At 60.4% G+C, this 13,704-nt stretch carries 13 protein-coding genes; 12 read left to right on the top strand and 1 reads right to left on the bottom strand.

Annotated elements, in window-relative coordinates; genetic code table 11:
- Positions 1-52 precede the first annotated feature (52 nt).
- Complete coding sequence (orn, locus tag HX790_RS15200; protein ID WP_017138470.1) at positions 53-595, top strand: oligoribonuclease; 543 nt, start codon at positions 53-55, stop codon at positions 593-595.
- A 415-nt stretch (positions 596-1,010) separates the two neighbouring features.
- Positions 1,011-1,628 carry a trimeric intracellular cation channel family protein gene (locus HX790_RS15205; protein ID WP_169986743.1) on the top strand — a complete coding sequence of 206 codons (618 nt, stop codon included), beginning with the start codon at positions 1,011-1,013 and terminating at the stop codon, positions 1,626-1,628.
- Here the strand turns inward: HX790_RS15205 and queG are convergent.
- Positions 1,625-2,689 carry a tRNA epoxyqueuosine(34) reductase QueG gene (queG, locus tag HX790_RS15210; RefSeq protein ID WP_017138468.1) on the bottom strand — a complete coding sequence of 355 codons (1,065 nt, stop codon included), beginning with the start codon at positions 2,687-2,689 and terminating at the stop codon, positions 1,625-1,627. The two genes, HX790_RS15205 and queG, sit on opposite strands and share 4 nt — an antisense overlap.
- Positions 2,690-2,752: 63 nt before the next feature.
- Between queG and HX790_RS15215 the strand changes: the two genes are divergently transcribed.
- The 10 genes from HX790_RS15215 (at position 2,753) to HX790_RS15260 (ending at position 13,683) form a co-directional block, all read left to right on the top strand.
- Positions 2,753-3,613, top strand: a complete 861-nt coding sequence (locus HX790_RS15215; protein ID WP_017138467.1) for an NAD(P)H-hydrate dehydratase — start codon at positions 2,753-2,755, stop codon at positions 3,611-3,613.
- The gene (tsaE, locus tag HX790_RS15220) at positions 3,601-4,071 is read left to right on the top strand and encodes a tRNA (adenosine(37)-N6)-threonylcarbamoyltransferase complex ATPase subunit type 1 TsaE (protein ID WP_017138466.1); all 471 of its coding nucleotides are present in this window, start codon (positions 3,601-3,603) and stop codon (positions 4,069-4,071) included. Before HX790_RS15215 ends, tsaE begins: the two co-directional genes overlap by 13 nt.
- 17 nt (positions 4,072-4,088) lie before the next feature.
- Positions 4,089-5,510 (top strand): N-acetylmuramoyl-L-alanine amidase, encoded by a 1,422-nt coding sequence (locus HX790_RS15225; protein ID WP_017138465.1) that lies wholly within the window; start codon positions 4,089-4,091, stop codon positions 5,508-5,510.
- Positions 5,510-7,423, top strand: coding sequence for a DNA mismatch repair endonuclease MutL (gene mutL / locus HX790_RS15230; protein WP_370589495.1), 1,914 nt, complete (start codon positions 5,510-5,512; stop codon positions 7,421-7,423). Before HX790_RS15225 ends, mutL begins: the two co-directional genes overlap by 1 nt.
- Positions 7,423-8,394 carry a tRNA (adenosine(37)-N6)-dimethylallyltransferase MiaA gene (miaA, locus tag HX790_RS15235; RefSeq protein ID WP_099548094.1) on the top strand — a complete coding sequence of 324 codons (972 nt, stop codon included), beginning with the start codon at positions 7,423-7,425 and terminating at the stop codon, positions 8,392-8,394. Before mutL ends, miaA begins: the two co-directional genes overlap by 1 nt.
- 93 nt (positions 8,395-8,487) lie before the next feature.
- Positions 8,488-8,748, top strand: coding sequence for an RNA chaperone Hfq (hfq, locus tag HX790_RS15240; protein WP_003188059.1), 261 nt, complete (start codon positions 8,488-8,490; stop codon positions 8,746-8,748).
- A gap of 12 nt (positions 8,749-8,760) precedes the next feature.
- Positions 8,761-10,062, top strand: a complete 1,302-nt coding sequence (gene hflX / locus HX790_RS15245) for a ribosome rescue GTPase HflX (RefSeq protein WP_176991757.1) — start codon at positions 8,761-8,763, stop codon at positions 10,060-10,062.
- Positions 10,063-10,158: 96 nt separating this feature from the next.
- A complete protein-coding gene (gene hflK / locus HX790_RS15250) occupies positions 10,159-11,337 on the top strand; it encodes an FtsH protease activity modulator HflK (RefSeq protein WP_017138461.1) in 1,179 nt (392 codons plus the stop codon).
- On the top strand, positions 11,337-12,203 hold the full coding sequence (hflC, locus tag HX790_RS15255; protein WP_017138460.1) for a protease modulator HflC: 867 nt from the start codon (positions 11,337-11,339) through the stop codon (positions 12,201-12,203). The genes hflK and hflC overlap by 1 nt, the downstream gene beginning before the upstream one ends.
- A gap of 292 nt (positions 12,204-12,495) precedes the next feature.
- Positions 12,496-13,683, top strand: coding sequence for an ATP phosphoribosyltransferase regulatory subunit (locus HX790_RS15260; RefSeq protein WP_017138459.1), 1,188 nt, complete (start codon positions 12,496-12,498; stop codon positions 13,681-13,683).
- The last annotated feature ends 21 nt before the right edge of the window (positions 13,684-13,704 follow it).

A 13,704-nucleotide genomic window follows, 5' to 3' on the forward strand; every position in this document is an offset into this window, starting at 1 on the left:
GCCCCCGCCTGCTAAACTGCGCAGCTAAGCCAAGGGCCAAGAGAATCAAGCCATGCAAAACCCACAGAACCTGATTTGGATCGATCTGGAAATGACCGGTCTGAACCCCGACACCGACGTCATCATCGAGATGGCGACCATTGTCACCGACAGCAACCTCAACACCTTGGCCGAAGGTCCGGTGATCGCCATCCATCACAGCGACGCTGTACTGGCCACCATGGACGAGTGGAACACCCGCACCCACGGCAATTCCGGCCTGACCCAGCGCGTGCGCGACAGCCGCATCAGCATGGCTGAGGCCGAAGCTGAAACCATCGCCTTCCTGGTAAAGTGGGTGCCCAAGGGCAAGTCGCCGATCTGCGGCAACAGCATCTGCCAGGATCGTCGCTTCCTTTATAGGCACATGAAGGGGCTGGAAAGCTACTTCCACTATCGCAACCTGGACGTGTCCACACTCAAAGAGCTGGCGGCGCGCTGGGCGCCGGAGGTCAAGGACAGCTTCCACAAAGGCAGCACGCATTTGGCGCTGGATGACATTCGCGAGTCGATCGCCGAGTTGCAGCATTACCGCAAGCATTTCATCAAGGCTTGAATCTGTGGCGCCTGCTCTGGCCCCATTGCAGCATTGGTGTCTACGCAGCCGGTTGAAACAAAGTCTGTGGTAAGTGGGCTGTTGTGGCGAGCAGGCTTGCCCTGCGTTGGGCTGCGAAGCAGCCCCAAATCCAGACGCTGAGTTCTTTCAGGAAAATTGCAGTGTCTTTACTGGGGCCGCTTCGCAGCCCAACGCAGGGCAAGCCTGCTCGCCACAGGGAAATCTGGATGCCTTCAAGTTGTGTAGATACCAGGCCCTATCGCAGGCAAGCCAGCTCCCACACTTTGACTTGTGAACACATTCAAATGTGGGAGCTGGCTTGCCTGCGATGCTGTCGATACGGTCTTTCGCCATGCGCCCCCTTTTGGTGCCATCACCCAATGATTAGAATGCGCGCCTATTCGCAAGGATCGCCATCATGCTGTTGATGCTCTACCTCATCGCCATCACCGCCGAAGCCATGACCGGCGCGCTGTCCGCCGGGCGCCGTGGGATGGACTGGTTTGGCGTGGTGCTGATCGCCTGCGTCACGGCGCTGGGCGGCGGTTCGGTGCGCGATGTACTGTTGGGGCATTACCCGCTGACGTGGGTCAAACACCCGGAATACCTGGTGCTGACCTCGATCGCCGCGCTGGTGACGATCTTTATTGCACCGCTGATGCGCCGTCTGCGCTCGCTGTTCCTGGCGCTGGACGCCTTGGGCCTGGTGGCGTTTACCCTGATCGGCTGCATGACTGCTTTGGAAATGGGTCACGGCATGCTGGTGGCTTCAGTCAGCGGCGTGATCACGGGCGTATTCGGCGGCATCCTGCGCGATATCTTCTGTAACGACATCCCGCTGATCTTTCGCCGCGAGCTGTACGCCAGTGTGTCGTTCCTCGCGGCCTGGTTCTACATGCTGTGCCTGTATCTGCAACTGCCCAGCGAGCAGGCGATTCTGCTGACTTTGTTCAGCGGCTTTTTATTGCGGCTGCTGGCGATACGTTTTCACTGGGAAATGCCCAAGTTCGTCTACAACGACGACGTGCACTAGCGCGTAGCGTGCTGGTTCAGCGCCCATTCCACATGTTCGCGCACCAGTTCGGACGGATAATCGCGACGTGCTTTCAAGGCTTCGAGTACCGGAATGCTTGACGGCGCGTTGCCCAGGCCCACTGCCAGGTTGCGCAGCCAGCGCTCATACCCGGCACGACGCAGGGGCGAGCCTTCTGTGTTGCTGAGGAATTTATCCTCGTCCCACATAAACAATTCGGCCAGTTCTGCGTTATCCAGATTGTGCCGTGGCTTGAAATCGCTTTCGGCCGTGGATCGGGCGAAACGATTCCAGGGGCAAACGATCTGACAGTCATCGCAGCCGAATACCCGATTGCCGATCAGTGGGCGCAGGTCCTCGGGGATCGCACTCTTGAGCTCGATGGTCAGGTAGGAAATGCAGCGCCGCGCGTCGAGCACATAAGGGCCGACGAAGGCATTGGTGGGGCAGATATCCAGGCATGCGGTGCAGCGGCCGCAATGCTCGGTGACGTGAGGCGCGTCCACGGGCAACGGCAAATCGACAAACAGTTCGCTTAAAAAGAAATAGCTGCCGGCCTTGCGATTGAGTACCAGGGTGTTTTTGCCGATCCAGCCGAGGCCAGCTTGTTCGGCAATGGCTTTTTCCAAAACGGGCGCGCTGTCGACAAAGGCGCGAAAGCCGAACGGGCCGATCTGTGCCTGGATACGGTCGGCCAGTTGTTGCACGCGCTTGCGGATCAGCTTGTGGTAATCGCGGCCCAAGGCGTAACGGGAGATGTAGGCTTTTTCTGGCTTGGCCAGCAACTGCGCCATTTGCGTGTCGCCTGGCAGATAATCCATGCGCAGCGACACCACACGCAGCGTGCCCGGCACCAGTTCATCGGGGTGCGAACGTTTGCTGCCATGGGCGCCCATGTATTCCATCTCGCCGTGGTAGCCCGCGTCGAGCCAGCGTTGCAGGTGCTGCTCATGCTCGGCCAGGTCCAGGCCGCTGATGCCGACTTGTTGAAAGCCCAGCTCGCGGCCCCAGTCTTTGATCGATTGGGCGAGGGCGGGCAGATCGGAAGTAATTGCAGGCATGAGACACGGGAAACCACAGGTTAGATGCGTATAATTCTGCCAGACATCGGAGCTTGAAGACGCATGCCGCAGACAAAACACACAATTACCGACGTACAGCCGCTGTTGCACGGCCATTTGCCGCAACTGGCTGCACGTTCCCCGGACGCCCATAAAGGCCAGTTCGGTCACCTGCTGGTCATCGGCGGCGACCATGGCTTTGGCGGTGCCGGGCTGCTCAGCGCCGAAAGCGCCTTGCGCAGTGGCGCAGGCATGGTTTCGTTGGCGACTCGCCCGGAACACGTGCCGGCTGCACTCGCACGCTTGCCGGAGGTGATGACCGTCGGCGTCAGTTCGGCCAATCAGTTGATGGGGCTGCTGGAAAAAATCTCGGTGATCGTTATCGGTCCTGGCCTGGGCGCAGCGTCCTGGGGCAAAAGCCTGTTGTCGGTTGCCGCCAACGCCCAGCAGCCGCAAGTTTGGGATGCTGACGCCTTGAACCAGTTGGCCGCAGGCGGTGTAAGCCTGCCGGCCAACAGCGTGATCACGCCGCATCCCGGCGAGGCGGCGCGGTTGATGGGCATCACGACAGCCGCGGTTCAGGCCGATCGCCTTAACGTGGCGCGCGCGTTAAGCCAGAAATTCAATGCAGTGGCTATCCTCAAGGGTGCTGGCAGTTTGATTGCCAGCCCGGACGGCCGTGTTTCGCGCTGTGACCAAGGTCACCCGGCGATGGCGACGGCCGGTTTGGGTGATGTGCTGAGCGGCTTGGTGGGTGCATTGCTGGCCCAGGGCATGCCCGCCTATGAGGCAAGTTGCCTGGCCGTGTGGTTGCACGCCACGGCGGGGGATCGCCAAGGCACTTATGGTCGCGGCCTGGCCGCCAGCGACCTGATACCTGCCATTCGTCAATTGCTGGAGGAGCAGTCGCCGTGCCTGAAGTAAGCCTTTTTCTGGCTGATGAAGACGCCATGGTTGCGTTGGGTCAGCGTATTGCACAGGTTACGGCTGGCGCAGGACTGATATTCCTTGAAGGGGACCTGGGCGCGGGCAAAACCACGCTGTCGCGAGGGATAATTCGTGGGTTGGGCCACACAGGCGCGGTAAAAAGCCCGACGTTCACCTTGGTCGAACCCTACGAGATCGGTGCAGTTCGCGCCTTCCATTTCGACCTGTATCGGCTGGTCGACCCTGAAGAACTGGAGTACATGGGTATCCGTGATTACTTCGATGAAGACGCACTGTGCTTGATCGAGTGGCCAGATAAAGGCACAGGCTTTTTGCCAAAGCCGGACCTGACCATTACCATTACGCCGCATGAGCATGGACGTCAGCTGAAGTTGTTGCCCCAGAGTGCGCGCGGCCAGTCTTGGTGCGCGGCCCTGGCATTGGAATTCAAATAAAATTGGTGGGGTTAGGTATGCGCTTTCGCGCGATGGTTGCTGTCGTAGGGGTGTTGCTTGCGGCAATGACTTTCAATGCTCTGGCTGCTTCACAGGTGAAAAGTGTTCGCCTGTGGCGAGCACCGGATAACACGCGACTGGTGTTCGACCTGTCTGGCCCGGTCCAGCACAGCGTCTTTACCCTGACGGCGCCCGATCGCCTGGTGATCGACATCAACGGCGCCACCCTCGGCGCGCCGCTGAAAGTCTCAACCGCCAATACCCCGATCACCGCGATGCGCTCGGCCCAGCGCACGCCGACGGACCTGCGTGTGGTCATCGACCTGAAGAAGGCCGTGACCCCGAAAAGCTTTGTGCTGGCGCCTAATGCCCAATACGGCAATCGGTTGGTGGTCGACCTGTTCGACAACGCCGCCGACGCTGCACCGCCGCCTGCGCCAACCCCAAGCGTTGCGACTGTTCCGGCCGTGCCGGTCAACCCGTCGCAGCCGCAGGTCAAGTTGCCGCCGCCACCACCTGCGCCTGCGGGCAAGCGCGACATTATTGTTGTGATCGACGCCGGCCACGGCGGCGAAGACCCGGGCGCCTCCGGCTCGCGCGGCCAGCATGAAAAAGATGTGGTACTGGCCATCGCCCGTGAACTGCAGCGCCAGGTCAATGGCATGAAAGGCTATCGCGCCGAGCTGACCCGTACCGGCGATTACTTCATCCCGCTGCGTGGCCGTACCGAAATCGCCCGCAAGAAGGGTGCAGACCTGTTTGTGTCGATCCATGCCGACGCCGCGCCATCAACCGCTGCCTTCGGTGCCTCGGTGTTTGCCTTGTCGGATCGTGGCGCCACGTCCGAGACCGCACGCTGGCTGGCCGACAGTGAAAACCGTTCCGACCTGATCGGCGGGGCCGGCAACGTGTCCCTCGACGACAAGGACAAAATGCTCGCTGGTGTACTGCTCGACCTGTCGATGACCGCTTCGCTGACCTCCAGCTTGAACGTCGGCCAAAAAGTCCTCAGCAACATTGGCCGCGTGACGTCCCTGCACAAACAGCGCGTGGAGCAGGCTGGGTTCATGGTGTTGAAGTCGCCGGATATCCCGTCGATCCTGGTGGAAACCGGGTTTATCTCCAACTCCAACGAAGCCTCGAAGCTGGCCAGCGCCAACCACCAGCAGGCGCTGGCGCGTTCGATCAGCGCCGGTATTCGCCAGTTCTTCCAGCAGAACCCGCCGCCGGGTACCTACATTGCCTGGCTGCGTGATTCCGGCAAAATCGCCCAAGGCCCGCGTGACCATCGCGTGCAACCCGGCGACACGCTGGCCATGCTGGCCGTGCGTTTCCAGGTATCTGCCGCGACCTTGCGCAGCGCCAACAACCTGAAGACCGATGAATTGAAAGTCGGTCAGGTGTTGACCATCCCTGGCACTGAATTGGCGGCGCAGTAATGAGCGACTCCTTATTGAACAGTGGCTCGCGCATCGAACTGCTCAGCCCGCGCCTCGCCAACCAGATTGCTGCGGGTGAGGTGGTTGAGCGCCCGGCGTCGGTGATCAAGGAATTGCTGGAAAACAGTATCGACTCCGGTGCCAAGCGCATTGATGTCGATGTGGAGCAGGGCGGCGTCAAGCTGCTGCGGGTCCGCGACGACGGCAGCGGGATTTCCTCGGATGACCTGCCGCTGGCCCTGGCTCGTCACGCCACCAGCAAGATTCGCGACCTTGAAGACCTTGAGCGGGTAATGAGCCTGGGTTTTCGCGGTGAGGCATTGGCGTCCATCAGCTCCGTAGCACGCCTGACCCTGACTTCGCGCACCCGCAGCGCCGAGCAAGCCTGGCAGGTGGAAACCGAAGGCCGTGACATGGCGCCTCGTGTGCAGCCGGCCGCGCACCCGGTGGGGACGTCGGTTGAAGTTCGCGACCTGTTTTTCAACACGCCCGCGCGACGCAAGTTCCTCAAGGCTGAAAAAACCGAATTCGATCACCTGCAAGAAGTCATCAAGCGCCTGGCGTTGGCGCGTTTTGATGTGGCGTTCCATTTACGCCACAACGGCAAAACCATCCTCAGCCTGCACGAAGCCCATGACGACGCCGCGCGCGCTCGGCGGGTCTCGGCGATCTGCGGCGCAGGCTTCCTTGAGCAGGCGCTGCCGATTGAAATCGAGCGCAATGGCTTGCGCCTGTGGGGCTGGGTCGGTTTGCCGACCTTCTCCCGCAGCCAGGCGGATTTGCAGTATTTCTTTGTGAATGGCCGTGCGGTACGCGACAAACTGGTGGCCCACGCGGTGCGCCAGGCGTATCGCGATGTGCTGTTCAACGGGCGGCACCCGACGTTTGTGCTGTTCTTTGAAGTCGACCCGTCGGTGGTCGACGTCAACGTGCACCCGACCAAGCACGAAGTGCGCTTCCGTGACGGGCGCATGGTGCATGACTTCCTCTACGGCACGTTGCACCGCGCCTTGGGCGATGTGCGCCCGGATGATCAGTTGTCAGCGCCGATTGTGACGGCGGTGGTCAGGCCCAGCGGTCCGGAGGCCGGCGAGTTCGGGCCTCAGGGTGAAATGAGCCTGGCGGCCAACCTGCTGCAATCGCCGCAGCCGCAGCCTTCCTACACCGCGCCGGGGTCCGGTGCGGGCGCGGGTTATCAGTACCAATACACGCCACGCCCGCAGTCGACTGTGCCGGTAGCCGAGGCCCAGGCGGCCTATCGCGAATTTTTTGCACCGCTGCCGGGGGCTGAGCCGGGCGCTGTGGCGTTGCCTGAGGGCGGCGGTGATATTCCGCCTTTGGGTTATGCGCTGGCGCAGCTCAAGGGCATTTATATCCTGTCCGAAAACGCCCACGGCCTGGTACTGGTGGACATGCATGCCGCCCACGAACGGATCATGTACGAGCGCTTGAAGATCGCCATGGCCAGTGAAGGTCTGAGCGGCCAGCCGTTGTTGGTGCCGGAATCCCTGGCTGTAAGCCAGCGTGAGGCCGATTGCGCCGAGGAACACCACAGCGTGTTCCAGAAGCTGGGCTTCGAACTGCAACGCCTGGGCCCGGAAACCCTGGCTATTCGCCAGATTCCCGCCTTGCTCAAGCAAGCCGAAGCCAACCGCCTGGTCGCCGACGTGCTGGCCGACCTGATGGAATACGGCACCAGCGACCGCATCCAGGCACATATCAACGAACTGCTCGGTACCATGGCCTGCCACGGTGCAATCCGCGCCAACCGCCGCCTGGCGTTGCCGGAAATGAACGGTTTGCTGCGCGACATGGAGAACACCGAGCGCAGCGGGCAATGCAACCATGGCCGACCGACCTGGACCCAAATGGGCCTGGACGACTTGGACAAACTGTTCTTGCGCGGCCGTTGATGAGTGCCTTGCCCCCCGCCATCTTCCTGATGGGCCCTACGGCCGCCGGCAAGACCGACCTGGCCATCGAGCTGACCAAAGTGCTGCCCTGCGAGCTGATCAGCGTCGACTCTGCCCTGGTTTACCGGGACATGGACATCGGCACGGCCAAGCCTTCAAAAGAACTGTTGGCACAGTATCCGCACCGGTTGATTGACATCATCGACCCGGCCGAGAGCTATTCCGCCGCCGATTTCCGTGCCGATGCCCTGGCCGCCATGGCCGAAATCACCGCGCGGGGCAATATTCCGCTGCTGGTGGGCGGTACGATGCTCTATTACAAGGCTTTGCAGGAAGGCTTGGCGGATATGCCTGCGGCCGACGCCCAGGTGCGTGGCGAAATTGAAGAAGAGGCTGCACGCCTTGGCTGGCAAGCCCTGCACGACCAGTTGGCGGCAGTCGACCCGGTCTCCGCTGCGCGCATTCACCCCAATGACCCCCAGCGCCTCAGTCGCGCCCTGGAAGTCTGGCGGGTGAGCGGCCAGACCATGACTGAACACAGGCTGAAACAAACTGCGCAAAGTGCTGATGCAGGCGCATCTGGACAGTCACAATTGCCCTATACTGTGGCGAATCTGGCCATTGCTCCGGCAAATCGCCAGGTGTTGCATGAACGAATTGCACAAAGATTCACAATTATGTTGGAACAGGGGTTTGTGGACGAGGTCGTAGCACTGCGTTCCAGAGGTGACCTGCATGCCGGGTTGCCTTCGATACGTGCTGTAGGCTACCGCCAAGTCTGGGAACACCTGGATGGCAAGCTGACGTCAGCCGAAATGCAGGAGCGCGGCATCATTGCCACGCGCCAATTGGCGAAGCGCCAGTTCACCTGGCTGCGCAGCTGGAGCGAGTTGCACTGGTTGGACAGCCTGGACAGCGACAATCTGTCGCGCGCCTTGAAATACTTGGGATCGGTCTCCATATTGAGCTGAGTCCTTGCAATTGCCGTCTATCCTTGGGGGTGTGACGGCCATAAGCTATCTATTTTCCGAATTTTATTATTGATCCTTAAAGGAGTGCGGCACATGTCAAAAGGGCATTCGCTACAAGACCCTTACTTGAATACTTTACGTAAAGAGAAAGTTGGGGTTTCCATCTACCTGGTTAACGGTATCAAGCTGCAAGGCACGATCGAGTCGTTCGACCAGTTCGTGATCCTGCTGAAAAACACCGTCAGCCAGATGGTTTACAAGCACGCTATCTCGACAGTCGTTCCAGTTCGTCCAATCCGTCTGCCTAGCGCAGCAGGTGATGAACAGGGTGACGCTGAGCCAGGTAACGCCTGATAGGAGTCTCCTTTGTTCTTTGAGCGCCACGGTGGTGGTGAGCGAGTAATCCTCGTTCACTTGGATGGACAGGACCCTGAGGCGCGCGAAGATCCGCAGGAGTTTCAGGAGTTGGCAAATTCGGCCGGCGCCGAGACCGTTGCGTTTTTTAACGTACCGCGTCATCGGCCAACCGCCAAATACCTGATAGGCAGCGGCAAGGTCGAGGAACTGCGCGACCTGGTTCACGCCGAAGAAGCCGATCTGGTGATCTTCAATCACACCCTCACGCCCAGTCAGGAACGTAACCTCGAACGTGTTTTCGAGTGTCGCGTGATCGACCGCACCGGTCTGATTCTCGATATTTTCGCCCAGCGTGCCCGTACCCATGAAGGCAAGCTCCAGGTAGAACTGGCCCAGCTTGACCACATGAGCACCCGGTTGGTACGCGGCTGGACTCACCTTGAACGCCAGGGTGGTGGCATCGGCATGCGCGGCCCGGGTGAAACCCAGCTGGAAACCGACCGCCGCCTGCTGCGGGTGCGCCTGCGCCAGATCAAGGGCCGCCTGGAAAAAGTACGCAGCCAGCGCGAACAATCACGCCGTGGTCGCTCGCGTGCGGATATCCCTACCGTGTCCCTGGTGGGCTATACCAACGCTGGCAAATCCACGCTGTTCAACAACGTGACGAAATCGGACGTGTACGCGGCCGACCAACTGTTCGCCACCCTTGACCCGACCTTGCGCCGTTTGGATATCGACGACCTGGGGCCGATTGTCCTGGCCGACACAGTAGGTTTCATTCGTCATTTGCCCCACAAGCTGGTCGAGGCATTTCGGTCTACGCTCGAAGAGTCGAGCAATTCCGACCTGCTGTTGCACGTGATCGATGCGGCCGAACCGGATCGCATGTTGCAGATCGAGCAAGTGATGGTGGTGCTGGGCGAGATTGGTGCACAAGACTTGCCGATCCTCGAGGTCTATAACAAACTCGATTTGCTTGAGGGCGTTGAGCCGCAAATCCAGCGCAATGAAGACGGCAAGCCCCAGCGGGTATGGCTGTCGGCGCGCGATGGCAGTGGTCTGGAGTTGCTTGAACAAGCGATTGCCGAACTGCTGGGCAGCGATTTGTTTGTCGGCACCTTGCGCTTGCCGCAACGTTTTGCTCGACTGCGTGCACAGTTTTTCGAACTGGGCGCCGTACAGAAAGAAGAATACGACGAAGAAGGTGTCAGCTTGCTGGCCGTTCGATTGCCGCGCTCGGAGCTGAATCGGCTGGTCAGCCGTGAAGGTGTGGTACCGACAGAGTTCATCGAACAACACACTTTGCAATAAAAGCCTCCGAAAGCGGTTGTGCCGCAGTAGCAGGCATTCTGTAGCATTGGTCGGCGCGCCGTGGGTGCGTCTTTGCTTTATCAGATGGAGAGCGCTATGGCTTGGAATGAGCCGGGTGGCAACTCGAATAATCAGGATCCTTGGGGTGGTAAACGCCGTAATAATGGCGACCGCAAGGGGCCACCAGATCTCGACGAGGCCTTCCGAAAGCTGCAGGAAAGCCTGAATGGGTTGTTCGGTGGTGGAAAAAAACGTGGTGGTGGTGACGACGGCGGTCGCACAAGCAAGGGCGGCGGCTATGGCCTGCTGGGCCTCGGGCTTGTCGTGCTCGCAGCCGTGTGGCTGTACAGCGCCGTGTACGTGGTGGACGAGCAGGAGCAGGCTGTTGTGCTGCGCTTCGGCAAGTACTACGAGACTGTCGGGCCAGGCCTGAACATCTATTTCCCGCCGATCGACAAGAAGTACATGGAGAACGTCACGCGTGAGCGTGCCTACACCAAGCAGGGCCAGATGCTGACCGAAGACGAGAACATCGTCGAAGTGCCGCTGACCGTGCAGTACAAGATCAGCAACCTGCAGGACTTCGTGCTGAACGTTGATCAGCCGGAAATCAGCCTGCAACACGCAACCGAAAGTGCCCTGCGCCATGTGGTGGGTTCCACCGCCATGGACCAGGTGCTGACCGAAGGTCGTGAATTGATGGCCAGCGAGATCAAGGAGCGCCTGCAGCGGTTCCTCGATACCTACCGCACCGGCATCACCGTCACTCAGGTGAACGTACAGAGCGCAGCTGCACCGCGCGAAGTGCAGGAAGCCTTTGATGACGTGATCCGCGCCCGTGAAGACGAGCAGCGTTCGCGCAACCAGGCTGAAACCTACGCCAACGGTGTCGTACCGGAAGCCCGTGGTCAGGCCCAGCGTATCCTTGAAGATGCCAACGGTTACCGCGACGAAGTGGTCTCCCGCGCCAAGGGTGAGGCGGATCGCTTTACCAAACTGGTTGCCGAGTACCGCAAGGCTCCGGAAGTCACGCGTGAGCGTCTGTACCTGGACACCATGCAGGAAGTTTTCAGCAACACCAGCAAGGTTCTCGTGACCGGCAGCAAAGGTGGGCAGAACAACCTGCTGTACCTGCCGCTGGACAAGATGATCGAAGGTGGTCGTAGCGGCACCAGCGCACCGTCCAGCAGCTCGAATGCCGCTGCCAACGAAGCGAGCGCCCGTGCGGCCGCTGACTTGCTGCAACAGCAAACACGTACCAGGGAGAGTCGTTGATGAGCAATAAATCGCTGACCGCCCTGATTGTGGGCGTCGTCGTGGTCATCGCTGCCTGGAACTGCTTCTACATCGTGTCTCAGACCGAGCGCGCGGTGTTGCTGCAATTCGGTCGTGTGGTGCAGGCGGATGTCCAGCCGGGCCTGCATGTGAAAGTCCCCTACGTGAACCAGGTGCGCAAGTTCGACGGCCGCCTGATGACCCTGGATGCACCGACACAACGCTTCCTCACCCTGGAAAAGAAAGCCGTGATGGTTGACGCCTACGCCAAGTGGCGCGTCAAGGATGCCGAGCGCTTCTACACCGCGACCTCCGGCCTCAAGCAGATTGCCGACGAGCGTTTGTCGCGCCGTCTGGAATCGGGCCTGCGTGACCAGTTTGGTAAACGCACCCTGCACGAGGTGGTATCCGGTGAACGTGATGCGCTGATGGCTGACATCACCCGTTCGCTGAACACGATGGCAGAAAAAGAGTTGGGCATTGAAGTGGTTGATGTCCGGGTCAAGGCTATCGACCTGCCGAAGGAAGTGAACCGCAGCGTGTTCGAGCGTATGAGCACCGAGCGTGAGCGTGAAGCCCGTGAGCACCGCGCCAAAGGTAACGAGTTGGCTGAAGGTATCCGTGCGGATGCCGACCGTCAGCGCCGTGTACTGCTGGCAGAGGCTTATCGCGAGTCTGAAGAGGCTCGTGGTGACGGCGACGCTCAAGCTGCGGCGATCTACGCCAAGGCTTACGGCCAGGACCAGGAGTTCTACGCGTTCTACCGTAGCCTGCGTGCCTACCGTGAAAGCTTCGCGAACAAAACCGACGTCATGGTGCTGGACCCAAGCAGCGACTTCTTCCGCTACCTGGAAAAGTCCAAGTAACCAAGCCTGTGACCTTAGGGCGCACTCCGTCGGGCGGCTAAAATGCCTGGCGGGGTGATCCTTTCAGAAAACGGGTGTATGATGCGGCAGCCGGGAAATTCCCGGCTTTTTTGCGTCTGCATGTTTGATTCGGCAGGCGCCACAGGTTTTTCGAGGAAAGTGCCCGACGAGGCCGCTGGCAGGCCGTTCGTCACGTCGCTCTTGCGCGTGGATTATGCAAAGCGTGGGTATTTTCTGCTTCACTCAAGGCTCGGCCGAGGGCTGGCCGCCCGGATCATAGGGGAATGGCGTAATGGCAACGGTAGACCGCTGGCTGCTGCCAGATGGCATCGAAGAAGTACTGCCACCAGAAGCTGCGCGCATTGAAGTAGCGCGTCGCCAGGTGTTGGATCTGTTCCAGAGCTGGGGTTACGAGTTTGTCGTGACCCCCCATATCGAGTACCTGGAATCCCTGCTGACCGGCGCGGGCCAGGACCTGGATCTGCGCACCTTCAAGGTCATCGACCCGCAATCGGGCCGGCAAATGGGTTTCCGTGCCGACATCACGCCGCAGGTGGCGCGCATTGATGCGCACACCCTGCGCCGCGAAGGCCCGAGCCGCCTGTGCTACGCCGGCAGCGTGCTGCATGCTCAGCCGCGTGCTTTGTCGTCTTCGCGCAGCCCGATCCAGTTGGGCGCCGAGTTGTACGGTGATGCCAGCCCGAGCAGCGACGTTGAAGTGATCAGCCTGATGCTGGCCATGCTGCAACTGGCTGATGTGCCGGATGTACACATGGACCTGGGCCACGTTGGTATCTACCGTGGTCTGGCCCGTGCGGCTGGTTTGTCCGGTGAAGTGGAGCAACAGTTGTTCGATGCCTTGCAGCGCAAGGCTATCGATGAAGTCATCGCCCTGACTGCAGGCGTGCCTGCGGACCTGGCCGACATGTTGCGCGCACTGGTGAACCTGTGCGGTGGCCGTGAAGTGCTGGTGGCTGCCCGTGAGCGCCTGGCCAATGCGCCGGCGCCGGTATTGGCTGCACTGGATGATGTGTTTGCGATTGCCGAGCAGTTGTCGGCGCGCTTCCCCGAGTTGCCGCTGTATTTCGACCTGGGTGAGTTGCGCGGCTATCACTACCACACCGGTGTGGTGTTTGCCGTTTTTGTGCCGGGTGTTGGCCAGGCCATCGCCCAGGGCGGTCGTTATGACGATATCGGCGCTGACTTCGGTCGCGCACGTCCGGCGACTGGCTTTTCTACCGATTTGAAAACCCTGGTGACCCTGGGGCGTGCTGAGGTCGAGCTGCCGTCTGGTGGCATCTGGATGCCCGACAGTACGGACGCAGCACTCTGGCAGCAGGTTTGCCAGTTGCGCAGTGAGGGTCAGCGTGTTGTCCAGGCTTTGCCTGGGCAGCCATTGGCCGCCGCCCGTGAAGCGGACTGCGACCGGCAATTGATTCTGCAGAACGGGCTTTGGCAAGTATCGCCACTGGCTTCTTGAGTTTTCCTGCCGGCCATCGCC

It is taken from the genome of Pseudomonas sp. IPO3747, from assembly GCF_013385245.1.
Lineage (GTDB): Bacteria > Pseudomonadota > Gammaproteobacteria > Pseudomonadales > Pseudomonadaceae > Aquipseudomonas > Aquipseudomonas edaphica.